Origin of the sequence: Novosphingobium sp., from assembly GCF_030699305.1 — a bacterium.
In the GTDB taxonomy this organism is placed as follows: domain Bacteria; phylum Pseudomonadota; class Alphaproteobacteria; order Sphingomonadales; family Sphingomonadaceae; genus Novosphingobium.
The window spans coordinates 40,433-64,387 of record NZ_JAUYNB010000013.1 but is presented as its reverse complement, the minus strand read 5'-3'; the positions used below and the strand labels follow the sequence as shown (position 1 = coordinate 64,387).

At 65.8% G+C, this 23,955-nt stretch carries 22 protein-coding genes and 1 tRNA gene; 8 read left to right on the top strand and 15 right to left on the bottom strand.

The window, feature by feature from the left end:
* Window positions 1–146 precede the first annotated feature (146 nt).
* The gene (locus Q8Q53_RS06460) at window positions 147–914 is read left to right on the top strand and encodes a crotonase/enoyl-CoA hydratase family protein (protein ID WP_305700942.1); all 768 of its coding nucleotides are present in this window, start codon (window positions 147–149) and stop codon (window positions 912–914) included.
* 204 nt (window positions 915–1,118) lie between these two features.
* Here the strand turns inward: Q8Q53_RS06460 and Q8Q53_RS06455 are convergent.
* Both Q8Q53_RS06455 and cpdR read right to left on the bottom strand, forming a co-directional pair.
* Window positions 1,119–1,193: transfer RNA gene (locus Q8Q53_RS06455), tRNA-Val, on the bottom strand.
* A gap of 79 nt (window positions 1,194–1,272) precedes the next feature.
* Window positions 1,273–1,647 carry a cell cycle two-component system response regulator CpdR gene (cpdR, locus tag Q8Q53_RS06450; RefSeq protein ID WP_305700941.1) on the bottom strand — a complete coding sequence of 125 codons (375 nt, stop codon included), beginning with the start codon at window positions 1,645–1,647 and terminating at the stop codon, window positions 1,273–1,275.
* Between the two features lie 147 nt (window positions 1,648–1,794).
* Here cpdR and Q8Q53_RS06445 point away from each other — a divergent pair, with 147 nt between their 5' ends.
* Window positions 1,795–2,769, top strand: a complete 975-nt coding sequence (locus Q8Q53_RS06445) for an N-formylglutamate amidohydrolase (RefSeq protein WP_305700940.1) — start codon at window positions 1,795–1,797, stop codon at window positions 2,767–2,769.
* Between the two features lie 232 nt (window positions 2,770–3,001).
* Here the strand turns inward: Q8Q53_RS06445 and Q8Q53_RS06440 are convergent, their stop codons facing one another.
* Window positions 3,002–3,784: a SapC family protein gene (locus Q8Q53_RS06440; protein ID WP_305700939.1), complete on the bottom strand. Its 783-nt coding sequence runs from the start codon at window positions 3,782–3,784 to the stop codon at window positions 3,002–3,004.
* A 74-nt stretch (window positions 3,785–3,858) separates the two neighbouring features.
* Window positions 3,859–5,310 carry an FAD-binding oxidoreductase gene (locus Q8Q53_RS06435; RefSeq protein ID WP_305700938.1) on the bottom strand — a complete coding sequence of 484 codons (1,452 nt, stop codon included), beginning with the start codon at window positions 5,308–5,310 and terminating at the stop codon, window positions 3,859–3,861.
* A 108-nt stretch (window positions 5,311–5,418) separates the two neighbouring features.
* Here Q8Q53_RS06435 and Q8Q53_RS06430 point away from each other — a divergent pair, with 108 nt between their 5' ends.
* The 3 genes from Q8Q53_RS06430 (at window position 5,419) to Q8Q53_RS06420 (ending at window position 8,424) form a co-directional block, all read left to right on the top strand.
* A complete protein-coding gene (locus Q8Q53_RS06430) occupies window positions 5,419–5,997 on the top strand; it encodes a hypothetical protein (protein ID WP_305700937.1) in 579 nt (192 codons plus the stop codon).
* Between the two features lie 146 nt (window positions 5,998–6,143).
* Window positions 6,144–7,622 (top strand): DEAD/DEAH box helicase, encoded by a 1,479-nt coding sequence (locus Q8Q53_RS06425; RefSeq protein WP_305700936.1) that lies wholly within the window; start codon window positions 6,144–6,146, stop codon window positions 7,620–7,622.
* 136 nt (window positions 7,623–7,758) lie between these two features.
* A complete protein-coding gene (locus Q8Q53_RS06420; RefSeq protein WP_305700935.1) occupies window positions 7,759–8,424 on the top strand; it encodes a class I SAM-dependent methyltransferase in 666 nt (221 codons plus the stop codon).
* Window positions 8,425–8,433: 9 nt separating this feature from the next.
* On the opposite strand, the gene Q8Q53_RS06415 is transcribed toward Q8Q53_RS06420, so the two are convergent.
* Window positions 8,434–10,758, bottom strand: a complete 2,325-nt coding sequence (locus Q8Q53_RS06415) for an ATP-dependent helicase (protein WP_371136530.1) — start codon at window positions 10,756–10,758, stop codon at window positions 8,434–8,436.
* 62 nt (window positions 10,759–10,820) lie between these two features.
* Here Q8Q53_RS06415 and Q8Q53_RS06410 point away from each other — a divergent pair, with 62 nt between their 5' ends.
* Window positions 10,821–12,086, top strand: a complete 1,266-nt coding sequence (locus Q8Q53_RS06410) for an MFS transporter (RefSeq protein WP_305700933.1) — start codon at window positions 10,821–10,823, stop codon at window positions 12,084–12,086.
* Here the strand turns inward: Q8Q53_RS06410 and rsmD are convergent.
* Genes rsmD through Q8Q53_RS06395 form a run of 3 tightly spaced genes read right to left on the bottom strand, consistent with a single transcriptional unit; the run spans window position 12,049 to window position 15,204 of the window.
* On the bottom strand, window positions 12,049–12,606 hold the full coding sequence (gene rsmD, locus Q8Q53_RS06405; protein WP_305700932.1) for a 16S rRNA (guanine(966)-N(2))-methyltransferase RsmD: 558 nt from the start codon (window positions 12,604–12,606) through the stop codon (window positions 12,049–12,051). The two genes, Q8Q53_RS06410 and rsmD, sit on opposite strands and share 38 nt — an antisense overlap.
* Window positions 12,603–14,000 carry a pseudouridine synthase gene (locus Q8Q53_RS06400; protein WP_371136522.1) on the bottom strand — a complete coding sequence of 466 codons (1,398 nt, stop codon included), beginning with the start codon at window positions 13,998–14,000 and terminating at the stop codon, window positions 12,603–12,605. Before Q8Q53_RS06400 ends, rsmD begins: the two co-directional genes overlap by 4 nt.
* 31 nt (window positions 14,001–14,031) lie before the next feature.
* Entirely contained in the window at window positions 14,032–15,204 is a 1,173-nt protein-coding gene (locus Q8Q53_RS06395; RefSeq protein WP_305700931.1) for an aromatic ring-hydroxylating dioxygenase subunit alpha, read from the bottom strand.
* A gap of 82 nt (window positions 15,205–15,286) precedes the next feature.
* Between Q8Q53_RS06395 and Q8Q53_RS06390 the strand changes: the two genes are divergently transcribed.
* Complete coding sequence (locus Q8Q53_RS06390; RefSeq protein ID WP_305700930.1) at window positions 15,287–16,687, top strand: MFS transporter; 1,401 nt, start codon at window positions 15,287–15,289, stop codon at window positions 16,685–16,687.
* On the opposite strand, the gene Q8Q53_RS06385 is transcribed toward Q8Q53_RS06390, so the two are convergent.
* Genes Q8Q53_RS06385 through trpB form a run of 5 tightly spaced genes read right to left on the bottom strand, consistent with a single transcriptional unit; the run spans window position 16,684 to window position 21,395 of the window.
* The gene (locus Q8Q53_RS06385; protein ID WP_305700929.1) at window positions 16,684–17,991 is read right to left on the bottom strand and encodes a folylpolyglutamate synthase/dihydrofolate synthase family protein; all 1,308 of its coding nucleotides are present in this window, start codon (window positions 17,989–17,991) and stop codon (window positions 16,684–16,686) included. The two genes, Q8Q53_RS06390 and Q8Q53_RS06385, sit on opposite strands and share 4 nt — an antisense overlap.
* 55 nt (window positions 17,992–18,046) lie before the next feature.
* Window positions 18,047–18,895, bottom strand: a complete 849-nt coding sequence (gene accD, locus Q8Q53_RS06380) for an acetyl-CoA carboxylase, carboxyltransferase subunit beta (RefSeq protein WP_305700928.1) — start codon at window positions 18,893–18,895, stop codon at window positions 18,047–18,049.
* 8 nt (window positions 18,896–18,903) lie between these two features.
* On the bottom strand, window positions 18,904–19,692 hold the full coding sequence (trpA, locus tag Q8Q53_RS06375; RefSeq protein ID WP_305700927.1) for a tryptophan synthase subunit alpha: 789 nt from the start codon (window positions 19,690–19,692) through the stop codon (window positions 18,904–18,906).
* Window positions 19,689–20,111: an endonuclease domain-containing protein gene (locus Q8Q53_RS06370; protein WP_305700926.1), complete on the bottom strand. Its 423-nt coding sequence runs from the start codon at window positions 20,109–20,111 to the stop codon at window positions 19,689–19,691. The genes trpA and Q8Q53_RS06370 overlap by 4 nt, the downstream gene beginning before the upstream one ends.
* Window positions 20,112–20,153: 42 nt before the next feature.
* The gene (gene trpB, locus Q8Q53_RS06365; RefSeq protein ID WP_305700925.1) at window positions 20,154–21,395 is read right to left on the bottom strand and encodes a tryptophan synthase subunit beta; all 1,242 of its coding nucleotides are present in this window, start codon (window positions 21,393–21,395) and stop codon (window positions 20,154–20,156) included.
* Between the two features lie 230 nt (window positions 21,396–21,625).
* Here trpB and Q8Q53_RS06360 point away from each other — a divergent pair, with 230 nt between their 5' ends.
* Entirely contained in the window at window positions 21,626–22,090 is a 465-nt protein-coding gene (locus tag Q8Q53_RS06360; RefSeq protein ID WP_305700924.1) for an outer membrane beta-barrel protein, read from the top strand.
* A 279-nt stretch (window positions 22,091–22,369) separates the two neighbouring features.
* Here the strand turns inward: Q8Q53_RS06360 and Q8Q53_RS06355 are convergent, their stop codons facing one another.
* On the bottom strand, window positions 22,370–23,011 hold the full coding sequence (locus tag Q8Q53_RS06355; RefSeq protein WP_305700923.1) for a phosphoribosylanthranilate isomerase: 642 nt from the start codon (window positions 23,009–23,011) through the stop codon (window positions 22,370–22,372).
* Window positions 23,012–23,162: 151 nt separating this feature from the next.
* A complete protein-coding gene (locus Q8Q53_RS06350) occupies window positions 23,163–23,924 on the bottom strand; it encodes an SIMPL domain-containing protein (RefSeq protein WP_305700922.1) in 762 nt (253 codons plus the stop codon).
* Window positions 23,925–23,955: the final 31 nt, after the last annotated feature.

The following is a 23,955-nucleotide window of genomic DNA, read 5'->3' as shown; positions in this document are numbered from 1 at the left end:
TCTTTCGCCTAAGTGTCCTGGGGAGAATTTGCGTTGCTCCCTTAGCAGAGGCGGGGCGTTGCGCAAGTTCGGGCTGGACTCAGGTGCCGGTTGCGTCTTAGCTGTTTAACCGTCCGATTAAACAATCCCAAGCGAGGATCCGATCCATGAGCGAAACCCCCGAAGTGCTGACCCAGGTTGAAGACGGCGTGCTGATCGTCACGATGAACCGCCCCGAAGCCAAGAACGCGATGAACAAGGCCCAGGCCGAAGGAATCAGCGCGGCGATGGACCGGCTGGAAGCAGACAGCGACCTGCGCTGCGCGATCCTGACCGGCGCGGGCGGCACGTTCTGTTCGGGCATGGACCTCAAGGGCTTCCTGCGCGGTGAACGCCCCAGCATCGAAGGGCGCGGGTTTGGCGGGCTGACCGAGTGGACCCCGACCAAGCCGGTGATCGCCGCGATTGACGGCTATGCGCTGGCAGGCGGCATGGAACTGGCGCTGAGCTGCGACCTGATCGTCGCCAGTTCCGGCGCGAAGTTCGGCATTCCCGAAGCGAAGCGCGGCCTGGCCGCTGCGGCCGGCGGGCTGATCAAGCTGCCCCGCCAGATCCCGCCGCGGATCGCGATGGAACTGGCGCTGACCGGTGACTTCATCGACGCCAGGCGTGCTTACGAGCTGGGCTTTATCAACCGCATCGTCGAAGGTCCGGCGATCGAAGGCGCCAAAGAACTGGCCCGCGCCGTGGCAGCGAACGGCCCGCTCGCGCTGATCGCGTCGAAGGCCGTGATTCGCCAGTCGCACGAATGGACCGAGGCTGAAATGTGGACCAAGCAGGGCGCGATGGTCATGCCGGTGTTCGCCAGCGCCGACGCCCGCGAAGGCGCCGCAGCCTTTGCCGAAAAGCGCAAGCCGAACTGGCAAGGTAAATAAGCACCACACCGCGCGGCAGGTGCCCCTCCAATCCCCCCGCTTGCGGGAGGCGTTCTTCCAATCCCCCTCCCGCTTGCGGGAGGGGTTAGGGGAGGGCCTGTTACGGGGGCAGGGCGGTTTCAGGCCCTGCTCTCCGGCAGGCGGGAGCGCAGGAACAAGCAAAAAGGGGCGGCTCTTGCGAGCCGCCCCTTTTGGGTTTTCGAATGGTGGGCGTAGCAAGGATTGAACTTGCGACCCCTACGATGTCAACATAGTGCTCTACCACTGAGCTATACGCCCGGCACCATTCGGAGTGTCCGCACCGTTACCGGTGGGCAGGGGAGCGCCATTAGCGAGGCTCCCGCAGCTTGGCAAGCCGTTAGATCAACGCTTGTTGCTGAAGCCCGAAAACACGCTCAACTTCCAGCACCAGGTCTTTCAGGTGGAACGGTTTTGACAGCACTTTGGCCTGCGGCGCTTCGCGGCTGGCCTTCAGCGTGACGGCCGCGAATCCGGTAATGAACATCACTTTGGTCTTCGGGCTGATTTCCGCGCAGAGCTGGGCCAGTTCGATCCCGTCCATTTCCGGCATGACGATGTCCGACAGCAGCAGATCGAATTCTTCGGCTTCCAGCAGCGGCACAGCGGCGGTTCCGCGATCGACCGCGACGACCGAATAGCCGGCATTTTCCAGCGCGCGGGCCAGATAGGTGCGCATGGCTTCTTCGTCTTCGGCAAGGAGGATGCGGATCATTCGTGGACCTTTGGTCGAATCGTTGTCAGGCCAACTGTGTACGCGCCAGCCGGGGAAAGTTTATACAACGAACGCAGTTAATAATCCTGAACGGATTTGGGGGCGACCAACTTTGACACAGGCGCATTCCCGCGCCAGCGTGACCACATGCATGATCCCACCAGTGCGCCAGGCGATTCGCCGAAGCAGACCGATTCGCTGCGGATCGATGGCGGGCTGATTCCGGGCGGGCAGGGGGGCTGCGCCTTCACGCTGACTGCGCCGCAACCGTCGGCGGTGCCGATCCTGATTGCGGTGCCCCATGCCGGGCGGAGATATCCGGGCAGCCTGCTGGAACGGATGCGCAATCCCGGCTTTGCCGCGCTGCGGCTGGAAGACCGGTATGTCGACCGGCTGGCCGAGCGGGTTGCGGCACAGACCGGGGCGACACTGCTGGTGGCCCACGCGCCGCGCGCGATGATCGACCTCAACCGCGCGATCGAGGATATCGACTGGGACATGTTTGCCCGCGGCAAGCCGGACAGCGTGGGCAGCTATACGCCGGGCCTGCGTGCGCGCAGCGGGCTGGGGCTGATCCCGCGCCGCCTGCCGGGGTTTGGCGAGCTGTGGAAACGCCGCCATGACGAGGCTGATCTGGCGGCCCGGATCGGCGGGATCCACGGTCCCTATCATACCACGCTGGACGAGGCGCTGGCCGCCCTGCGCGACCGCTGGGGGGCGGCGCTGCTGCTGGACCTGCACTCGATGCCGCCGCTGGGCTTTCAGGGCGGTGCGCCCGCGCCGGAGTTTGTCCTGGGCGACCGGTTCGGGGCCAGCTGCCACGGCGCGTTGACGGGGAGCTGTTTCGGCTATTTCAGTGAAATGCGGCGCGGCGTGGCGCACAACCGGCCCTATGCGGGCGGTTACGTGCTGGAACGCCACGCCCAGCCGAAGCAGGGCATCCATGCGTTCCAGCTGGAAATCGACCGGTCGAGCTATCTCGATTCGCGGCTGGCCGAACCGGGCAAGGGCTTTGCCGCGATGGTCCATCTGCTGACCGGGCTGGTGCGGCGGCTGGCGGGAGAAGTGGCGGAAATCGGCCAGTTGAACAACAGCCGCCGCTGGGCCAACGCGGCGGAATAGCGCTCTTTTCACCCCCCGTCGGCATAGCCCATAAAAAACCACCTCGTGCAATTGCACGAGGTGGCCAAGGTTCAGGGAGGAGGTGCACAAAGTGCACCCTGTCCAGCCGGACCATGAGGGCAGCCCGACAAGACGTTGTTTAGATATGCTTACGGCGGGGGCATGGCAACCCCCGCCGTCATGTATACGAATAATCAGTCGCCCGGTTGAGGGCGGGCCAAAGCGCGTTCGCTCAGGCAGCCGACAGCTGGTCGGCCGTGATCGGGCCCTTGCCCTGCTGGATCTGGCGCGCGAACACGTCGCTCATGTGATCGAGCGAGAACAGGTGCGCGAAGATCAGGGCGAGCATCCCGCTCTGGTTCATGGTGCGCAGCTGATCGCCGCGCAGTTCGCGCAGCTTTTCCTGATCGACCATCTTGAACCCGCGATAGATGAACGGCTGTTCGAACCCGGCCTGCTGGATCGACACTTCGCCGTCCATCAGCAGGCCCAGCTTGGTCACTTCATCCACGAACGCCTGGGTGCGGAAGCCCGCTTCTTCGAAGTTCTTGCAGAAATCGAGCGTCGCCTTGCAGGTGTCGGTCGGCTCACCGTTTTCGAACAGGGCCTGGCCTTCGTCGAATTCGCCAACCAGATCGGTGGTCGGATCGAAGCACAGGGACAGGTCTTCGGTTTCGGCAGTCAGCTTGGCCAGCATGAACGGATAGCGGCGCGCATAGGCCGGAATGTAGATCGGCTGGAGCATCTTGCCGTCATCGCCGACAAAGGTGTTCACGCCTTCGTTCAGCCCCATCAGCGCCAGCGGCACCGGCTGTTCGCTGGCCGAAAACACGATCGGGAAAAAGCGGCTGGCGTGGACGAATTCCTCAACCGTCAGCGGCACGGCGTGCTGGCCGACCAGCCAGGTCGCATTGTCGGTGGTGCGGCTTTTCCAGGTCGAATGATCGCGGCTGTTAAGCGGCATCAGGTCCTTGTAAAACAGCGGAAGGTTGGCTGCTTGCGGCGCGCTGGCCATGTTCGTCTCTCCAGGTTCTGGCACTAAATTCTGGGACGACGGGATGGTCCGCGGCCCGGCACAAGCCCGCGCCTTTAGGCGTTGGCGGGATTTGGCGCAAGGCTGACCAGCTTGCCGGGGTTCATGATTCCGTTTGGATCGAGCGCAGCCTTCACCGCGCGGTGCAGCGCCAGCGCCGCCGGATCGCCCAGCCGCGCCAGTTCATCATGCTTGAGCTGGCCGATCCCGTGTTCCGCGCTGATCGAGCCATGCCACTGCGTGACCATGTCATGCACCATCCGGCTGATCGCCTTGCCGGGGCCAGCTTCCCATTCCCCGCGGACAGATCCGGCCGGCGCGATGCAGTGAAAGTGGATGTTGCCATCGCCCAGATGCCCGAACCCGGCCGCGTGCGTGCCGGGGAACGCGGCCTCGACCGCCGGGACGGCAGCGTCGAGGAAATCAGGCATCGCGGCCACCGGGACCGAGATATCGTGCTGCATGGCCGTGCCTTTGGCGCGTTCGGCTGGCGCAATCGATTCGCGGATCAGCCAGAACGCCTCGGCCTGCGTCTCGCTGGCGGACAGCGCCGCGTCGGTGACGAGGCCCGCCTCGAACGCGCTGGCGATCATCGCTTCGGCCCGGTCGCGCAAAGTCGCGGCGCTGGCGCTATCGGCGACGACCTCGATCAGCGCATGCCAGGGATGGGGCGCAGCCAGCGGCGCGCGGGCGGCGGGGACGTGATCGAGCACCGCGTCGAGGCAGGACTGGGGCAGCACCTCAAACCCCTCCAGCGCATCGCCCGCCACGCTTTCGCAGTGCAGCAGCAGCGCGCGCGCGGCGTGGATGGTGGGCACGCCCGCCCAGATCACGATGCGGTCGGCCACTTGCGGCACCAGCCGCAGGGTCGCGGCGGTGATGATCCCCAGCGTCCCCTCGCTGCCGATGAACAGCTGCTTCAGATCAAACCCCCGGTTGTCCTTTTTCAGCGGGGTCAGCGCGGACCAGATCGTGCCATCGGGCAGCACCGCTTCCAGCCCCAGCACCAGCGCGCGCATCGATCCGTGGCGCAGCACCTGTGTCCCGCCCGCGTTGGTCGAGATCAATCCGCCGACCGTGGCCGATCCCTTGCCGCCCAGCGTTAACGGAAAGCGCAGCCCCTGTGCCGCCGCCGTATCATGCAGGGTTTGCAGCACGACACCCGCCTGACAGGTGACCTGCCGCGCGGCGCTGTCCAGCGCCAGAACCGCAGTCATCCGCCGCAGTGACAGCAGGATCGCGCGCCCGCTCTGGTCCGGGGTCGCGCCGCCCGACATCCCGCTGTTCCCGCCCTGCGGGACGATCGGCACGCCATGCGCCGCACAGAGCCGCACCAGTGCCGCGACTTCATCGACGGTGGCGGGCGAGGCCAGCGCGCAGGCCGTGCCGGTAAACCGCCCGCGCCAGTCGGTCAGCCAGGGGGTGACCAGATCGGCATCGCAGGTCAGCCCGCGCGGCCCCAGCAGGGCGGCGGCTTGGCTCAGGAACGGGGCGAGGGCGCTGGTCATCGGCCGCCGCTATGGCACAAAGGCACCGTTTTTCGCCAGCCCCTTGCGATTTGTGCGGCGTGCGGGTTAAGCGGTGGTTCAAGGATCAGGGGTATAGAACCGGGGTTAATGCAACCAGCCATCGCTTTTCTGGCGCCCTTAGCGCTCCTGCTGCCCGGTGTGGCGGCAGAGCCGGACGTGGCCGCGCCGCCTGCGGCCGAACTGGTGCCTGCGTCGGGGCCGATCTCGCGCAGCGTTGAGGGCAGGCCCGATAGCTTGTCTGAAATCACCGAAAGCTTCCGCCCGCGCGCCGCGCAGCAGGTGCGGATCGAGCAGCGGGTTACCATCCGGATCAGTCCGCGCGCCGCGCCGATGCCGATGATGCCCTCTGCATTGGCCGATCTGGACGGCGGCGGGCGGGGTGAGCCGCGCTTCATCGAACGCAAGATGGGCAAATGCCTGGCCCTGGCCGGGATCGCCGGGGTGCAGGCCGGGCCGCGCAACAAGCTGGTGCTGATGCTGCGTGATGGCCGGCTGGTCAGTGCCACGCTCGACAAGGCCTGCCAGGGGCGGGATTACTATTCCGGCTTCCTGGTTGCCAAGAATGCTGACGGGCTGCTGTGCACCGGGCGGGACGAGCTGCTTTCCCGGAGCGGGTCCAACTGCAAGGTCAGCGGGTTCCGTCAGATCGTGGAAATTGATGACTGAAATCTGGCGACAAGCCGGATTTCTTGACTTTCCCGGCCCTTTGCGCCTAGGGCCGGTCATTCGCGCAAGCGGCTTCGTGTCCTTGCTGCGGAGCGTATGGCCAAACGGCCTGCGCCCCTGAATTTTCCGGATATTGTAGTACGCTTATGACATTTGCCGATCTCGGCCTTTCTGATGAATTGGTGCAGGCGGTTTCCGCCAAGGGATATGACACGCCGACGCCGATTCAGGCGCAGGCCATCCCCCAGGTTCTCATGATGCGCGATCTGGTCGCCATCGCTCAAACGGGGACGGGCAAGACCGCCAGCTTCGTGCTGCCGATGATCGACATCCTGGCCCACGGCCGCCGCCGCGCAATGATGCCGCGCAGCCTGATTCTGGAACCCACGCGCGAACTCGCTGCGCAGGTTGCCGAAAACTTCGAAGCGTATGGTGTGAATCACGACCTCAAGATGGCGCTGCTGATCGGCGGCGTGCAGATGGGCGATCAGGTCAAGGCGCTGAACGAAGGCGTCGACGTGCTGATCGCCACGCCGGGCCGGTTGATGGACTTGTTCGAACGCGGCAAGATCCTGCTGACCGGCTGTGATCTGCTGGTGATCGACGAAGCGGACCGGATGCTCGACATGGGGTTCATTCCCGATATCGAAACGATCTGTTCCAAGCTTCCGGCCCAGCGCCAGACGCTGCTGTTCTCGGCCACGATGCCGCCGCCGATCAAGAAGCTGTCGGACAAGTTCCTGACCAATCCGAAATCAATCGAGGTGGCCCGCCCGGCCACCGCCAACATCAACATCGTCCAGCACAAGGTGAAAGTCGATGTTCGCAAGAAGCGCGAAATGCTGCGTCACCTGCTGCGGACCGACAATGTCACCACCGCAATCGTGTTCTGCAACCGCAAGACCACGGTCCGCGAACTGGCCAAAAGCCTGAAGCAGGACGGGTTCTCCGCCGGGGAAATCCATGGCGACATGGACCAGTCCTCGCGCATTGCGGAACTCGACCGGTTCAAGGACGGGTCGATCAACATCCTCGTCGCATCCGACGTCGCCGCGCGCGGGCTGGACGTGAAGGGGGTGAGCCACGTGTTCAACTTCGACACGCCCTGGCACCCGGATGACTATGTCCACCGGATTGGCCGCACCGGCCGCGCCGGTGCCACCGGCCGGGCGTTCACGTTCGTCGCCGATGCCGACGCCGAAGCGATCGAGAACGTCGAAAAGCTGACGGGCATAAAGATCCCGGTCTATGAAATGGCCGCTGACGCCAAGCCGGACCGCGCACCCCGCGCCGAACGCGCCGAAGCGGAACCGCGCGAGGAACGCCCCCGCCGCGAACGCGCGCCCCGCAAGGCTCGCGCGGCAGTGGAAGACCGGCCCGAGCGTGCCCCGCGCGAAACCGTGGCCGAAGTGGTCGCCGAAGTGCCCGAAGCGCGCGTCGAACGGGCGCCCCGCGCTGAACGTGCCCCGCGCCCTGAACGTGCCGCCGAAGCGCCCCGTCGCGCTGAAGAGCCTCGCCAGGAACGCGCCCCGCGCCGTGATCGCCGGCAGGACAATGACAGCGCCGATGATACCGGTGCCTGGAACGGTCCGGTCCCCGGTTTCCTGAACGTTTCGGCGCTCTAAGGCGAAACTTCGGACGATCGGCGGTATGTGCGCTTGACCCGTCCCGGGTGCTGGTGCATTTTCAGCGTTACTGGCAGTTCTCATGGCAAGGTTTGATTTGATGACCCATAGCGATATGCGCGCTTCACTTGGGCCGATGACGCCATTTCGAAAGATTTACTCTGGCAGTGTTACCCGCAAGACGCGGCTGCATGATGAACTCGGCAGCTTCGTTTCACTGGGGCGGTTGCTCAGGAATGGCCCGCGGGCGGTTTTCACCGGTGCTGCGCGGGTGCTGTTTGACTGGCGGCAGGAACTCCCGTGGATTTCCTACGACGCGCAGGATGAACTGGCCCGGGTGCTGACCCCGCAAAGCAAAGTGCTGGAATTCGGGTCCGGCATGTCGACCATGTGGTATTCGCGGCACACGGGTTCGGTCGTGTCGATTGAAGATTACAAGCCGTGGTTCGATGTGGTCGCGCCGCGCGTCGCGAAGCTTGGCAATGTCGATTACCGGTTTGCGGCGAATCGCGCAGAATATGTCAGCCTGGTGCCGGATCAGCAGTATGACCTGATCATGATCGATGGCAGCCACCGCGATGATTGCGCCCGGTTTGCCGTTGAACATCTTGCCAAGGGCGGGGTGATCTATCTCGATAACAGCGACAAGGGGCTGGACGAGAAGACCGGCAATGTCCCCGAAGCGCAGCGAATTCTGCTCGCCTTTGCGGAGCGGGAAGGCCTGCCGACCTGCGAATTCACCGATTTTGCGCCGACCCAGCTGCACGTGCAGCGCGGTTTGTGGGTTGGTCGGCGGCCCTGATCGGGCGACTTACTCGGCCACTTTGACAAAGCTGTCGATCACGCGCTTGCGGCCCGCCGTTTCGAAGTCGATCTCCAGCTTGTTGCCTTCCTGCGCGGCGACGGTGCCGTAACCGAACTTGTCGTGGAACACCCGCGCGCCAAGGCCAACGTCGCCGCGCGGCTTGGCGGCGAAGCTGGCGGCGCTGCGGCTGGGTTCGGGCAGGCGGCGCGGGGTGGTGTCGTATTCGCGGGTGGCGGCGCGCTGCCAGCCGGGGCCGCGGTGCGAGGCGCGGGCCGCATGATCGCGCGCGACATGCGCGAACGGATCGGCGTTCTCCGACCACTGCGCCCGCCACAATGACGCCCCGCCGGACAGGGTAGTTTCCTGCTCGACATGGTCTTCGGGCATTTCGGCGATGAAGCGGCTGGGGATCGAGCTGGTCCACTGACCATAGATCCGCCGGTTGGCCGCGTGCAGGATCGTGCAGCGCCGCCGCGCGCGGGTGATCGCGACATAGGCGAGGCGGCGTTCCTCCTCCAGGCTGGCAAGGCCCCCTTCGTCGAGCGAGCGCTGCGAGGGGAACACGCCTTCTTCCCAGCCGACCAGAAACACGTTGTCAAACTCCAGCCCCTTGGCGGCGTGGATGGTCATGATGGTGACCTTGTCGGCATCGTCGGCCTTGTCGTTGTCCATCACCAGACTGACGTGTTCGAGGAAATCGCCGAGCGTTTCGTAGTCTTCGATCGCGCGGGAAAGTTCGGTCAGGTTTTCCAGCCGCCCGGCGCTTTCCGCGCTCTTTTCCGCCTGAAGCGCGGCGGTATAGCCGCTTTCATCCAGCAGTGTACGGACCAGTTCGGCGGGCACGGTGGTCTTGGCCAGATCGCGCCAGCGTGTAAAATCGCGCATCAGCGCCAGCAGCGTGTTGCGCGCGCGCGCCGGAAGTTCATCGGTATCAGTGATTTCCAGCGCGGCCAGACTGAGCGGAATGGCGCGCGCGCGGGCGTGGCGATGGATTTTCTCCAGCGTCTTGTCACCCAGCCCGCGTTTGGGGGTGTTGTAGATCCGCTCAAACGCCAGATCGTCGCTGGGCTGCGCGATCAGCCGCAGATAGGCCAGCGCATCGCGGATTTCGGCGCGTTCATAGAACCGGAAGCCGCCGATGATCTTGTAGGCCATGCCGATGGCGATGAACCGGTCTTCGATCTCGCGCGTCTGGAACTGCGCGCGCACCAGAATCGCGATCTGGCTGAGCGGCGCGCCTTCGCGTTCCAGCCGCTCAATCTCGTCACCCAGCCGCCGGGCTTCCTCAGGGCCGTCCCACACGCCGATCACGCGGACCTTGTCGCCGCCGCCCCGGGTGGTCCAGAGCGTCTTGCCCAGCCGTTCGCTGTTGGCATTGATCAGGCCCGATGCGGCGGCGAGGATATCCGGGGTGGAGCGGTAATTCTGTTCCAGCCGGATCACTTTCGCGCCGGGAAAATCCTTTTCAAACCGTAGGATATTGGCCACTTCTGCGCCGCGCCATGAATAGATCGACTGATCGTCGTCACCCACCACGCAGATGTTCTTGTGGCCCTGCGCCAGCAGCCGCAGCCACAGGTACTGGACCTGATTGGTGTCCTGATATTCGTCCACCATCACGTATTTGAAGCGACGCTGATACTGTTCCAGCACATCGCGATGCGTGCGCAGGATGTTCAGCATATGCAGCAGAAGATCGCCGAAATCGCAGGCATTGAGCGCCTTCAGCCGGTCCTGATAAAGCTGGTAGAACTGCTGCCCCTTGCCATTGGCATAGGCTTCGTTGTCCGCCGCATCCAGATCGCCGGGGTTCAGTCCCTTGTTCTTCCAGCGGTCGATGCACCCGGCCAGGGCGCGCGCCGGCCAGCGCTTTTCGTCCAGCCCCTCGGCCTGAATCAGCTGTTTCAGCAGCCGCAGCTGATCGTCGGTGTCGATGATCGTATAGTTCGATTGCAGCCCGACCAGTTCGGCATGGCGGCGCAGCAGCTTGGCCGCGATGGAATGGAACGTGCCGAGCCACGGCATTCCTTCCACCGCCGGGCCGACCAGATGACCCACCCGTTCACGCATCTCCCGCGCGGCCCGGTTGGTGAAGGTGACGCACAGGATTTCGCTGGGCCAGGCCCGGCGGGTCCGGACGATCTGGGCCAGCCGCGCAGTGAGCGCGGCGGTCTTGCCCGTGCCAGCCCCCGCCAGCATCAGCACCGGTCCTTCGGTGGTCAGCACGGCTTCACGCTGCGGATCGTTCAGGCTGTCCAGCAGCGGGTCGGCCTGAGGCGGCGCGGACGGGGATTCGGGGAACTGTGACACGCGCGAACAACTAGGGAACATCGCCAGCCAGCGCAAGGGCGCGGGATTGACAGCGCGCGCGCCAGCCGCAAGGCATCGTGCCCATGCATCCGATCCGCCAGCATTCGCGCGTCCTGACCGCCAGCCTCGTCGGCACGGCGGTCGAGTTTTATGATTTCTACATCTACGCGACCGCTGCGGCGCTGGTGTTCGGGCCGCTGTTCTTCCCGGCCGAATCGGCGGCGGCGCAGACGCTGTTTGCCTTCATGAGCTTTGGCATCGCGTTCATCGCGCGGCCGGTTGGCGCGATTGCGTTCGGCCATTTCGGGGATCGGATCGGGCGCAAATCGACGCTGGTGGCGTCCCTGCTGCTGATGGGCGCATCGACGCTGCTGATCGCCTTCTTGCCGACATACGCGATGGCCGGCTGGATCGCGCCCGCGTTGCTGTGCATACTGCGGTTCGGGCAGGGGTTCGGCCTTGGCGGCGAATGGGGCGGGGCGGCGCTGCTGGCGGTGGAGAACGCACCCAAGGGCTGGGAAGCCCGGTTCGGCAGCGCGCCGCAGCTGGGCGCGCCGGTGGGGTTCCTTGCCGCCAATGGCCTGTTCCTGCTGCTGGGTCTGGGGCTCAGTGAAGCGGACTTTGCCGCGTGGGGCTGGCGCATTCCGTTTCTGGCGAGCGCGGCGCTGGTCGGCATCGGGCTGTGGGTGCGGCTGCGGATTGGTGAGACACCGGCCTTCCGCGAGGCGATGGAACACGCGCCGCCGCCACTCGTGCCGCTGTGGGAAATGCGCCATCACCTTGGCGCACTGCTGGCCGGGACGGCGGGCGTGGTGGCGTGCTTTGCGATCTTCTACCTCGCGACGGCTTATGCGCTGGCGCAGGGGACCGGGCCGCTGGGGCACAGCCGCGAGACGTTCCTGTCGGTCCAGCTGGCGGCGAACTGTTTTCTGGCGGTCGGGATCGTCGCGGCGGCGGTGCTCGCGGACAAGCGTTCGGCGCGGCTCTCGCTGGCGCTCGGGGCGGGGGCAACCGTGCTGCTGGGGTTCGTGTTCGGCCCTGGTCTGGCGGCGGGATCGCTCTGGACGGTGTTCGCCACGCTGGCGGCGGCGCTGTTCATCATGGGGTTTGCCTATGGCCCGCTGGGCGCATGGCTGCCGACGCTGTTCCCGGTTCGAGTGCGTTACAGCGGGATTTCACTCGCGTTCAACGGCGGCGGCATCATCGGCGGCGCGCTGACCCCGATCGTGGCGCAATTGCTGGCGGCGGACGGGTATAGCGCGCAGGCCGGGTGGCTGCTGTCAGCCGCCGGAGCCCTGACGCTCGCCGGGGTTATTCTGGCGCGTCCGGCGCTTTCCGCAGCAAAGTGATCTTGGCCTTGCCGACCTTGCGCTCGGCGACGGTTTCCAGCCCGCGCACTTTGGGTTCTTCGTTGTGCGCGGTTTCGAGGCTGACCCAGGTCGCCTCGCCAATCCAGCCGAGCCGTTGCAGCTTGTCGAGCGCCACCGCGCCGGCGCCCGAACCATAGGGCGGATCGAGCAGGATCAGGTCGAGCGGGGCTTTGGCCGGACCCAGCGTCAGGACCGAACTCGCCCGCACATCGCTGTTCGCCTGCGCGTGAAGGTTGGCGATATTGGCCCGCAGCGCGCGGATTGCCGGGGCGTCATGCTCGACGAACACGCAGCTGGCCGCGCCGCGCGACAGCGCCTCAAGCCCCAGCGCGCCCGATCCGGCAAACAGATCGGCCACGGCCAGCCCGTCAAAGCTGCCAAGCCGGCTTTGCAGCATCGAGAACAGCGTTTCGCGGGTACGGTCCGCTGTCGGGCGCGTGGTTTCGCCCGACGGTGCATTCAACTTACGCCCGCGCCATTGCCCGGCAACAATCCTCATTTACGCGGCCCCGGACGGGTCGGACGGCCAGTGGGCTTGCCACCGGGGCGGCCATCGCTGCGGCCACCCGGACGGGCCGGGCGGGCATCGCCGCGCGGGGGCCGGGCATCGGACCAGTCGCTGCGGGTTTCCTTGCGGGGCGTGCGGTTTTCGGGCCGGGTGGGGCGCTCATCGGTGCGGGCCGGGCGCTTGTCGCCGCCAGCGGGCCGTGCCCAGGCGGGCGGTTCATCGCTGCGCACCGGGCGGCTGTCACCACGCGGCGGACGGGCGCTGCCACGGGCCGGACGTTCTTCGCTGCGCGCGGGGCGGGCATCGCCCCGCGCGGTGCGGGCGCCGCCACGGGCGGGGCGCTCATCCGTCCGCGCAAGGCGCTCACCGTATGGCTGGGCCTGGGTCAGGCCGCGGCCAACGCGGCGCCCGGCGGGGGCCGGATCGCGCACCGTGCCGCCCTTGACCCAGGTCGACTGGGGCTTGGCCGGGGTGGTGTGCGGGTTGGGGCTGCGTTCGCGGTCACCGGTTTTCAGCGACTTGCGGAACTTTTCCAGATCGACCTGACGGATTTCGACCGCCTGTCCGCGCGGCAGGTCGAGCAACTCGAACGGGCCATAGGAAATGCGCAGCAAGCGGCTGACTTCCAGCCCGAGATGTTCCAGCACGCGCCGCACTTCGCGGTTCTTGCCTTCGGTCAGGGTGACTTCGATCCACTGGTTGCGCCCGGTCCGGCGTTCCATGTTGGCGTCGATCTTGCCGTAATGCATCCCGTCGATGGTCACGCCTTCGATCAGATCTTCCAGCTGGTTCTGGGTGATGTCGCCATATGTGCGGGCGCGGTACTTGCGCGGGATGCCGCTGCTCGGCAGTTCCAGCTGGCGCTTGAATTCGCCGTCGTTGGTCAGCAGCAGCAGGCCTTCGGTATTCAGGTCAAGCCGCCCGACCGGCATCAGCCGCGGCGTGCCCGGCGGCAGCGCGTTGCGCAGCGCGGTGTAGATCGTGGGGCGGCCGCTGAGGTCGCGCTCGGCCGTGATCAGCCCGTCCGGCTTGTGGAACAGGAACAGGCGGGTGGGTTCGGGCGCCTTCACCGGCTTGCCGTCCACTGTCACGCCGCGCAGGCTGGTCAGGATCGTGGCGGGGGTGGTGACCAGTTCGTCGTTCAGCCGGATGCGGCGATCTTCGATCATCCGCTCGATTTCGCGGCGCGAGGCAATCCCGGCGCGGGCGAGCAGCTTGGCGATGCGGTCGCCAACTTTTTCAGGCCGTTCAGCCGCTGTTTCGGCCTCGCCGCTGGGCGCTTCGGCTTCGTCGCCGTGCGCTTCTGGATGCGCAGCGGATTCTTCGGGACGCTCGCCAGTCGGTTCGGGCTGGTTTTCGATTTCTTCGGGAATGGGGTCGTTCATCCACGCCCCTTACGCGACATGCGCGGTTTCGTCACCCCTCTGCCGCGGCCTCGGCAAGTGCCATCTGTTCCTGGCAAATCTCGTGAAACCGGCGGATCCCGCCCTCCAGTGTGCCGAGCGTCAGTTCCGGCACTGCGCCGGTCGCCAGCCCCTGTTGCCCCAGCGCGGCGGCGCGGAAATCTTCCGAGCCGAACACCCCGCCATCGAGCAGTTGCCAGCTGCGCTGCCAGTGATCGCGGGCCTTGTCGGTCTGCGGGGCTTCGGGGATCAGCATGAAATCCTCGACCAGCGTCCGGTCATGCCCTTGCGGCATCAGGGTCAGCACGTTGATGTAGTCCGGGCTTATCACCAGCACGGTGCCGGGAAACAGCTGATAGGCGAACGTGCCGGTGCGACGCAGCACGGCCATGTCGGTCAGGTCCAGCCCGTCCAGCTCCGACGCGCGGCCGACCAGACTGCGCTGGTGCGGACCGATCTGATCGCCGCTGGTCACCCCGTCCTTGAAGAACGGGCCGATCGTGGCCGCGTGAAGCCGGGCGACGTGGTAGCTTTCCAGGAACGCGTCCATGATCAGCTTCCAGTTCGACGCGACATCGTGGGTGCGGCGCGCGAACAGGTGCAGATCGGCCATGGCGAAGCGGTCAAAATCCTCGCCCAGCGTGCGCGCATCGCTGAAATCGGCACCGGCCACCGGGGCAAACCAGATCAGCCCGCCCGCTTCGACGCTGGGCAGTTCGGCCAGGCCATAATCGGCCTTGTCCAGCCCCGGAAAGGTATCCGGCCGGGGCAGGGCGAGCAGGCGCCCATCGGTGGCGTAGGTCCACGCGTGATAGGGGCAGGTCATCCGCCTGGCGCATTGCGCGTCCTGCCCTTCGACCAGCCGGGTGCCGCGATGGCGGCAGACGTTGAGGAAGACGTGAACCTGCCCGTCGCCATCGCGCGTCAGCAGCAGCGGGCGTCCGGTCGCGTCATGCGGGGCGAGCGTGTTCGGCTCTGGCAGCAGGGCCGACGGGGCCAGCACTTGCGGCAGGCGGCCGAACAACAGCGCCTTTTCCCGCTCCCAGTGCGCGGGGTCGGTATAGACGCTGGCGGGCACGCGGGTGACGCGCGCCTCGCTGCGGGTGCATCCATCGGCAATGGCACGGGCCAATGCCAGCTGGCCGGGCGTGGGCGACCCGCCGGGGACTGTGGCTATCCTCTCCATGGGGGCTATCCTCTCTATGGGAACTAGGCATAACGCGTTTCGGCGCTAGGTTCGCGCGAAATCTGGTGGAAGTGGGGTCTCAATGTCGGTCGATCTGGTCCGGTTTATCATCTTCATAGCCGTGCTGGTCGGTCTGGCGCTGGTCGCCACGCGGGTGGAATCGTTCCGCCCCTATTTGCGCAAGAACCCGATGATTACATTCCTGCTGGGCATTTCCAGCGGATTTCCGCTGACCCTGCTGATCGCGACGATGACGTTCTGGCTGGCCAAAGTCGGGCTCGATACGGCCACGATCGGCTTCGCCGTGGCGCTGGGCACGCCTTACACGATCAAGTTCCTGTGGGCCCCGCTGGTCGACAAGTTGCCGCTGCCTTATCTGACCCGGAAGTTCGGCCAGCGGCGCGGCTGGCTGTTCTTCGTTCAGGCGCTGCTGTTCGTCGCGGTCTGGCAACTGGGGGCGAGCGATCCGCAGCCCGGCCAGATGGGCAATTTCATGATCTGGGCGGTGATTACCGCGTTCCTTTCGGCGACGCAGGACATTGTGATCGACGCCTACCGCATCGAAATCCTCGATGAGGAAGAGTTCGCTCACGGCACGGCCACCAACCAGTTCGGCTATCGCACCGGCAACCTGATCGCCGGGGCGGGGACGGTCTATCTGGCGTCGGCCGAGGGGCTGGGGCTGGGCTGGTCCATGGCTTACGGGCTGACTGCCTTTGCGATCATTCCCGCGATCATCGGCGCGATGATTGCCGGTCCCGGCAAATACGTTGACCGGTTTGCCGGGGCGGTCGGCATGACGCCGGGGCGGTGGATCACCGAAACGGTGGTCAATCCGTTCCGCGAATTCCTGGGCCGGCACGGGGCCTTCCTGGTGCTGGGGTTCGTGCTGGTCTACAAAGTCGGCGATGCCATGGGGCAGACCATGCTCGCGCCGATGATCGTCGATCTGGGCTTTGCCGATCTGGACTATGTCTCGGCCAACAAGCTGTGGGGGTTCGGCGCGTTGATCCTGGGTTCGGCGCTGGGCGCACCGTTCATCCTGTGGCTGGGCATGGGCCGGGCGCTGCTGATTTCCGGGCTGCTGATGATGTTTTCCAACGTGATGTTCATGGTGCTGTCGGTCAGCGGGAACAACTACTGGATGCTGGTCGCGGCGATCGGCACCGAAAACATCACCAGCGGCATCGGGCTGACGGTCTTCGCGACGTATCTGTCCGGCTTGTCGAGCCTGGCCTACACGGCCACCCAGTTTGCCCTGCTGTCATCCTTTGCCGCATTCGGGCGGACCTGGCTGGCCAGCCCGGCCGGGGTACTGGCCGAAAAGCTGGGGTGGACGTGGTTCTGGGGCTTTACGGTGGTGGCGGCGATCCCCGGCATGCTGCTGCTGTGGCTGCTGTGGAACAAGGGCTACCTCGTCCAGTCGATCCGCCAGCCCAGCACCGAGGATGATGGGCCAGCGCCCAAGTCCGCAAACGGCTAGTCGGGAAACTCGGCGTTAAGCCGCAGGACTTCGCCCGCCAGATAGAGCGACCCCGCGATCAGCACATCGCCGCCCGGCGGCAGCGCGGCGAGCGCGGCGGGCACATCGGCGAACGGGCGCACCGGCAGGTCGGAATGCGCGGCGAAGTCTTCCGGCGCGTGCGCATCATGCCCCGGCGCGGGGACGACGGACAGGCTGAGCAGCTTGCCGCGCAAGGGCGCGACGATGGCCGCCGGATCCTTGCTGGAAAGCATCCCCGTGATCAGGTGGAACGGCTCGGCCCCGGCAAAATGCCGCGCAATCGCCAACCCGGCATCCGCGTTGTGCCCGCCGTCCAGCCAGACCTTGCGGCCCGGTGCCAGCGCGGTGAGCGGGCCGGTGTCCAGCAGTTGCAACCGCGCGGGCCAGCGGGCGGCGCGGATACCCTCGGCCATGGCCTCTGGTGATACGTCTACTTGGGACTGATGGCGCAGCATGGCGACGGCCAGCGCGGCGTTATCGGCCTGATGGGTGCCAACCAGCGCGGGCAGGGGCAGGGTCAGTTCGCCGTGCCGGTCGCGGTAGTGGATCGCGTCGCCGACGTCGGCAAACCAGTCGAGATCGCGCAGCGCGGTCTTCGCGCCGACCCGCATCGCGTGTTCGATCACGGTGCGAGTGACGTCCAGTGGATAGGCCTGCGTCACCAGCGGCACGCCGGGGCGGGCGATCCCGGCTTTTTCGAACGCGATCCGGCAGAGCGGAACGGTGGGGACATTGGCTTCGGGGACCAGCAGGAACGCCTCGTGGTCGATCCCCAGCGTGGCGATCCCGCAGGCGGCTTGCCCGTCCAACACGTTGGTTGCATCGAACCGGCCGCCCAGGCCCACCTCGATCACGCAGGCATCGGCGGGGAAGCGGTGGAACGCCAGGAACGTGGCCGCCGTGGTGACTTCGAAGAAACTGGGTGACAGGTCTTCGCCCAGATCGAGCACTTCCTTCAGCAAGTCGGCCAGCAGGTCATCCTCGACCAGCTTACCGGCGATCCGCAGCCGCTCGTTATAACGGACCAGATGCGGCTTGGTCGCGCCGTGGACGGTCAGCCCCTGCGCTTCGAGCATCGCGCGCAAGTATGCGCAGGTGCTGCCCTTGCCGTTGGTTCCGGCGACATGGAACACCGGCGGCAGGGCGGCTTGCGGATTGCCCAGCCGGTCCAGCAGGGCATGGATCACCTCCAGCCCGATCCGCCCTTGTGGCAGGCTCAGCGCGCCGAGCCGGTTCAGCTGCGCCTGCACGCGCGGGCTATCGGAGATTGCGAAGTCTTTCAAGACAGACCCTCCCCCGGCCCCTCCCGCAGGCGGGAGGGGAGAATTGCTATCCGGTTCAGGCCGCCTTGGCCGCGCCGAGGTAATCCAGCACGGTGGCCAGCTTGGCCTTCAGGTCGCGGCGGTGGACAACCATGTCGATCATGCCGTGTTCCAGCAGGTATTCGGCGCGCTGGAACCCTTCGGGCAGCTTTTCGCGGATGGTGTCCTGGATCACGCGCTGGCCGGCAAACCCGATCAGGCAGCCCGGTTCGGCAATCTGGACATCGCCCAGCATGGCATAGCTGGCGGTGACGCCGCCGGTGGTGGGATCGGTCAGCACGACGATATAGGGCAGGCCCGCCCGGCTCAGGCGGCTGACCGCGACCGTGGTCTTGGGCATCTGCATCAGGCTGAGAATGCCTTCCTGCATCCGCGCGCCGCCAGCAGCCGTGCAGATCACGAACGCGCACTTTTCCTTCAGAGCACGGTCGGCCCCGGCCACGAACGCCGCGCCCACGGCCATGCCCATCGACCCGCCCATGAAGGCAAAGTCCTGCACTGCCAGCACGGCCTTGTGCCCGCCGATCTTGCCCAGCGCATTGGTCAGCGCATCGGGGTGCGGGTTGGCGAGGCGCGCGGCTTTCAACCGGTCGGGATACTTCTTGCTGTCGCGGAACTTCAGCGGGTCTTCCTTCACCTTGGGCGAAGGCAGGATTTCAAAGCCGGGGTCCAGCAACTGCGCAAACCGTGCGTCCGCGCCAATCCGGCCGTGATGCTCACAGCGCGGGCAGACACTCAGGTTGTCCTCGTACTCTTTCGTGAAGAGCATTTCCTTGCACGAGGGGCACTTGACCCACAGGTTGTCAGGCGTGTCCCGCTTCGTGGTGAAGGGGAGAGAATTGCGAACGCGGTCGATCCAGCTCATGTCAGCTCCTATCGCGCGGAATGCACGGCGTCGGCAAGGGCCCGGGTCAGATCACGCACAGGTCCGGCGGCATTCGCGCCGTGCTGGGCGATCAGATCGATCAGCGCCGAGCCGACCACGACGCCGTCCGCGACCTTGGCGATCTTTGCCGCCTGCTCAGGGGTGCGCACGCCAAAGCCCACCGCGACCGGAATGTCCGTGGCGGCTTTCAGGCGGGCAACGGCCTCGTCGATGCTGGCCTGCGCGGCCTGTTGCAGCCCGGTGATCCCGGCGACCGAGACGTAATAGAGAAACCCCGACGAACCTTCGAGCACGGCGGGCAGCCGCGCGGCATCGGTGGTCGGCGTGGCGAGGCGAATCAGCGAGATGCCCGCAGCGCGCAGCGCGGGGCCAAGTTCCGGGTCTTCCTCGGGCGGAATGTCGACGCAGATCACGCCGTCCACCCCGGCCTTCTGGCACTGGTCTGCGAACCATTCGGACCCGCGAATCGTCATCGGGTTGGCGTAGCCCATCAGCACCAGCGGCACGTCCGGGTGCCGGACGCGGAAGTCGGTAGCGATCTGGAACAAGTGCGCGGTCTTGGTCCCCGCTGCCAGCGCGCGCAAGTTGGCGTTCTGGATCGCCGGACCATCGGCCATCGGATCGGTAAAGGGCATCCCCAGTTCGATCACATCCGCACCGCCCTCGACCAGCGCGTCAAGCAGCGCAGGCGTGGCGTCCGGCGTGGGATCGCCGCCGGTGATGAACGTGACGAGCGCGGGGCGGCCCTTGGCGAAGGCGGCGGAGAGGCGGGTCATCGGGTATTCCGTTCGGTGTTGGGGGACACATCGAAAGCCCTCTCCCCTTCAGGGGAGAGGGTTGGGAGTGGGGGCCGCATATCCGCGATCACTGCCGCCAGGTTCATCAAGACACCTTCCAGATTTTGCATCACTTCAACATTCGAATACCGGACCACGCGATAGCCGTGCTGGTTCAAAACACCAGTCCTGATGCGGTCGCATTCGTCGTCCGCGTCGTGCGTATCGCCATCGATTTCCACGACCAGCTTCGGGTCGTTGGCGGCAAAGTCGGCGATATAGGGTCCAATGACTTTCTCCCGCCGGAATTTCACCCCTTCAAACCGGCTGGCACGCAATTGCAGCCACATTCGCGTTGCGGGTTCGGTCATGGTCTTGCGATTTTCCCGGGCGAAATCGGTCAATCGGCGGTCGCGCATTGCCCCTCTCCCAACCCTCTCCCCTCAAGGGGAGAGGGCTTTTCACAGCGACACCCCCAGGTGCTCCGCGACCGAGAAGATGTCCTTGTCGCCGCGCCCGCACAGGTTGACGAGGACGATGCTGTCCTTCGTCATCGTCGGCGCGACCTTCTTGACGGCGGCGATGGCGTGGCTGGGCTCCAGCGCGGGGATGATCCCCTCGGTGCGGCAGAGCAGCTGGAAGCCGTCCAGCGCTTCGGTATCGGTGACGCTGGTATAATCGACGCGGCCCACTTCCTTCAGCCAGGAATGTTCCGGGCCAATGCCGGGATAGTCCAGCCCCGCCGAGATCGAGTGGCCTTCGGTGATCTGGCCGTCCTCGTCCTGCAGCAGGTAGGTCTTGTTGCCGTGGAGGATGCCGGGGCGCCCGCCCGCGAGGCTCGCGGCGTGTTCCTTGTCCAGCCCGTGGCCCGCCGCTTCGACGCCCAGCATCCTGACGCTGGGGTCATCGAGGAATGGGTGGAACAGGCCGATGGCGTTGCTGCCCCCACCGATTGCGGCGACCAGCAGATCCGGCAGGCGGCCGGTGCGGCTCAGCATCTGGGCGCGGGCTTCCTTGCCGATCACGCTTTGGAAATCGCGGACCAGTTCGGGGTAGGGGTGCGGGCCAGCGGCGGTGCCGATGATGTAGAACGTGTCGTGGACATTGGCGACCCAGTCGCGCAGTGCCTCGTTCATCGCGTCCTTCAGCGTGGCGGCACCAGCGGTGACGGGCACGACTTGCGCCCCCAGCAGCTTCATCCGGAACACGTTGGGGGCCTGCCGGGCGACGTCTGTCGCGCCCATGTAGACCACGCAGGGCAGGCCGAAGCGTGCGCAGACGGTGGCGGTCGCCACGCCGTGCTGGCCCGCGCCGGTTTCCGCGATAATCCGGGTCTTGCCCATGCGGATCGCCAGCAGGATCTGGCCGATGCAGTTGTTGATTTTGTGCGCGCCGGTGTGGTTCAGCTCATCGCGCTTGAACCAGACCTGGGCGCCCCCCCCCGCGGGAGCGCTCTTGCGAAGTTCCTCGGTCAGCCGCGGCGCGAAATAGAGCGGGCTGGGTCGGCCGACATAGTGTTCCAGCAGGTCGTCGAATTCCGCCTTGAACGCCGAATCGACCTTGGCCGCCTCGTATTCACGCTCAAGGTCCAGCACCAGCGGCATCAGCGTTTCGGCGACATACCTGCCGCCAAACTGGCCGAAATGGCCGCGTTCGTCGGGCTGGTTGCGAAAAGTGTTCGGGATGGGGTTTTGCGCGGTCATATCGCAGCCGCGCTTGGCAGAGCGATGCGGCTAAGTCCAGCCTTTCGGGCTTTTGGCCGGTGTCGCAGGTCAAAGTTTCCCTATCAGAAGTTAGAATTAAATGTTGTATTTTGGCAACATTAAACCCGTTTCTGACAATTTCCGAACAAAAGGTTCATCGGCGGGCAAGCTGGCGCTTCCTACTTGGCGGTCGTGCCCTGTCGCAGGGCTGAATTTGAAGGAGTATTTTTATGCGTAAGGTTCTTCTCCCGCTGCTGGCCTCGCTCGCTGTTGCATCGCCGGCGCTCGCCAACGAAGCCCGCGTCGAAGCGCGCGGCGGCGTGTTCTGGGCCGACGGATACACCCAGGACAGCTATGGCGTGGCCGCAGGCTATGACTTTGACCTGAGCGAAACCGTGTTCGCCGGTGCCGAAATCTCGGCTGACAAGATCGCAGATACCGGCACCAAGGTCGCCTTTGGCCTGACCGGCCGGGCGGGCGTCAAGACCGGCGACGCGGGCAAGCTCTATGTTGCCAGCGGTTACACCACCGAAACCTGCACGAACTGCGATAACGAAAGCGTCCACCTGGGCGCGGGTTATGAGCACAAGTTCGGCAAGAACCTCTATGGCAAGGTGGAATACCGCCACTTCTTCCTCGACCAGAACCGCCCCGACGGCAATGCCGTGGTCGCGGGTCTGGGCGTGAAGTTCTAAGCTGATCTTTACGGGTCACCGAGGGAGGGGCAGTCCGGCAACGGGCTGCCCCTTTTCGTTGGGTAACGGCATTCAGCCCAGACCTTCCAAACCCGAACCCGGACCCAAATCCTAGCCTAAACCCCGCTCGTGCTGAGCTTGTCGAAGCACTGTCCTGCCTTTGCCCCGCAGCACGTGCTCACAGGAAAAAGTGCGGTGCTTCGACAAGCTCAGCACGAGCGGGTTTGGGGGATAGGGTGTGGGGGCTAGGAAAGAGTGCGGGGATAGGAAGTGGCGGGCCTAACCCGCTCGCACCGCCGCGCAGAACGCTGCGATCTTGGCTGCGTCTTTCACCCCCGGCGCGGATTCGACGCCGGATGAGGCATCGACCAGCGGCGCACCGGTCAAACGCGCGGCTTCGGTCACGTTGTCAGCCGTCAACCCGCCCGCCAGCCCCCACGCGCAGGGCGCTTTCCATGCGGCCAGCAGCGACCAGTCGAACGACAGGCCCATGCCGCCAGGCAGGGTGCCCTTTGGCGTCTTGGCATCGAACAACACCAGATCGACCGCGCCGACATAAGCGGCGGCCTTGGCGACATCATCCGCGCTGGCGATGGACAGCGCTTTCCACACCGGAACGCCAAAGCGCGCGCGCAACTGCGCGGCGCGCTGCGGCGTTTCATGGCCGTGAAGCTGGATTGCATCGAGGTGCGCTGCCGCGACGGCGTCTGCCAGCAGCGCATCATCGGCATCGACGAACAGCCCGACCCGCCCGATCCGGCCACTTGCGCGCGCGCCCAGCGCGGCGGCATCGGCCAGCGAGACGTTACGCGGGCTGGGCGGGAAAAACACCAGCCCCGCATGATCGGCCCGCGCGGCAATAACCGCATCGAGCGCAGCGGGGCTGGCAATGCCGCAGATCTTGATGGCGGGGCCGGTCATGCCTGACCCAATACCGAAATCCTGATCCGTGTCACGCCCCCAAAACCCCGTTCGTGTCGAGCGAAGTCCAGACACGTTAGCGCTGCGCATGGTGTCTCGGCTTCGCTCGACACGAACGGTGAAATGGGGATGGAGGCGGTGAGGTTCCGGCCTACTTCGCCAGTTCGAACTGCACCGCGACGCTGGCGGACAGTTCCACCTGACCCGCCGCAATCGGAGTGGGCGCGGCGTCCGAGGCCATTTCGGCCTTGGCGTACATCACGCGCGGCTGCGGCATGTAACCGCCGCTTTCGCTGATCGTCAGGATGCGGACCACGCGCAGGCCAGCGGCGCGGGCATAAAGTTCGGCGCGGGCGCGGGCGGCCTTCATCGCGGCAGTGCGGGCTTCGTCGAGCGCGGCTTCGGGATCGTTGACCTGAAAGTTGGGTCCGTTGACCTGATTCGCCCCGGCGGCGACCAGCGTATCGAGCACGCGGCCGAACTGCTTCAGGTCGCGCTGCTTGACGTTGACGGTGTTGGTCGCCTGATAGCCGATGATCCGCGGTTCGTGCGTGATCTGCCCGTTCGGGCCGATCACCGGCTGGCCGTAGATCGGGTTCAGGTTGATGTTGCTGGTCTGGATATCCTTGTCGGCGATTCCGGCCTTCTTCAGCGCGGCGATCACCTTGTTCATGTCGGCCGAATTGCTGGTCAGCGCTTCGCCCGCGGTCTTGCCCTGGCTGGTCACGCCTGCGCTGAATTCGGCCAGGTCCGGCTTGCGGGTGGAGCGCCCTTCGGCGCTGAGCGAGAGCAGGGTGTTGCCCGCGCCGACCACCGGGCCGGACGCGGCGTCGTTGGCCTGCGCGGCGGCGGGAACGGCGGTGGCAGCAGCAATCGTGGCGGCCAACGCGGCGGCAAATTTCAGGGATTTCATGGCGATACTCCTTCGCATCATGGCTTTGCCA

What these genes read in the sequence shown, in the direction of transcription:
- Q8Q53_RS06355 (WP_305700923.1), bottom strand. Translation starts at nt 23,011, where the DNA reads ATGACCGGCCCCGCCATCAAGATCTGCGGCATTGCCAGCCCCGCTGCG.
- Q8Q53_RS06400 (WP_371136522.1), bottom strand. Translation starts at nt 14,000, where the DNA reads ATGAACGACCCCATTCCCGAAGAAATCGAAAACCAGCCCGAACCGACT.
- accD (WP_305700928.1), bottom strand. Translation starts at nt 18,895, where the DNA reads ATGAGCTGGATCGACCGCGTTCGCAATTCTCTCCCCTTCACCACGAAG.
- Q8Q53_RS06435 (WP_305700938.1), bottom strand. Translation starts at nt 5,310, where the DNA reads ATGACCAGCGCCCTCGCCCCGTTCCTGAGCCAAGCCGCCGCCCTGCTG.
- Q8Q53_RS06460 (WP_305700942.1), top strand. Translation starts at nt 147, where the DNA reads ATGAGCGAAACCCCCGAAGTGCTGACCCAGGTTGAAGACGGCGTGCTG.
- Q8Q53_RS06415 (WP_371136530.1), bottom strand. Translation starts at nt 10,758, where the DNA reads ATGTTCCCTAGTTGTTCGCGCGTGTCACAGTTCCCCGAATCCCCGTCC.
- Q8Q53_RS06425 (WP_305700936.1), top strand. Translation starts at nt 6,144, where the DNA reads ATGACATTTGCCGATCTCGGCCTTTCTGATGAATTGGTGCAGGCGGTT.
- Q8Q53_RS06360 (WP_305700924.1), top strand. Translation starts at nt 21,626, where the DNA reads ATGCGTAAGGTTCTTCTCCCGCTGCTGGCCTCGCTCGCTGTTGCATCG.
- cpdR (WP_305700941.1), bottom strand. Translation starts at nt 1,647, where the DNA reads ATGATCCGCATCCTCCTTGCCGAAGACGAAGAAGCCATGCGCACCTAT.
- trpA (WP_305700927.1), bottom strand. Translation starts at nt 19,692, where the DNA reads ATGACCCGCCTCTCCGCCGCCTTCGCCAAGGGCCGCCCCGCGCTCGTC.
- Q8Q53_RS06420 (WP_305700935.1), top strand. Translation starts at nt 7,759, where the DNA reads ATGACGCCATTTCGAAAGATTTACTCTGGCAGTGTTACCCGCAAGACG.
- Q8Q53_RS06395 (WP_305700931.1), bottom strand. Translation starts at nt 15,204, where the DNA reads ATGGAGAGGATAGCCACAGTCCCCGGCGGGTCGCCCACGCCCGGCCAG.
- Q8Q53_RS06350 (WP_305700922.1), bottom strand. Translation starts at nt 23,924, where the DNA reads ATGAAATCCCTGAAATTTGCCGCCGCGTTGGCCGCCACGATTGCTGCT.
- Q8Q53_RS06440 (WP_305700939.1), bottom strand. Translation starts at nt 3,784, where the DNA reads ATGGCCAGCGCGCCGCAAGCAGCCAACCTTCCGCTGTTTTACAAGGAC.
- Q8Q53_RS06430 (WP_305700937.1), top strand. Translation starts at nt 5,419, where the DNA reads ATGCAACCAGCCATCGCTTTTCTGGCGCCCTTAGCGCTCCTGCTGCCC.
- Q8Q53_RS06410 (WP_305700933.1), top strand. Translation starts at nt 10,821, where the DNA reads ATGCATCCGATCCGCCAGCATTCGCGCGTCCTGACCGCCAGCCTCGTC.
- Q8Q53_RS06390 (WP_305700930.1), top strand. Translation starts at nt 15,287, where the DNA reads ATGTCGGTCGATCTGGTCCGGTTTATCATCTTCATAGCCGTGCTGGTC.
- trpB (WP_305700925.1), bottom strand. Translation starts at nt 21,395, where the DNA reads ATGACCGCGCAAAACCCCATCCCGAACACTTTTCGCAACCAGCCCGAC.
- rsmD (WP_305700932.1), bottom strand. Translation starts at nt 12,606, where the DNA reads ATGAGGATTGTTGCCGGGCAATGGCGCGGGCGTAAGTTGAATGCACCG.
- Q8Q53_RS06370 (WP_305700926.1), bottom strand. Translation starts at nt 20,111, where the DNA reads ATGCGCGACCGCCGATTGACCGATTTCGCCCGGGAAAATCGCAAGACC.
- Q8Q53_RS06445 (WP_305700940.1), top strand. Translation starts at nt 1,795, where the DNA reads ATGCATGATCCCACCAGTGCGCCAGGCGATTCGCCGAAGCAGACCGAT.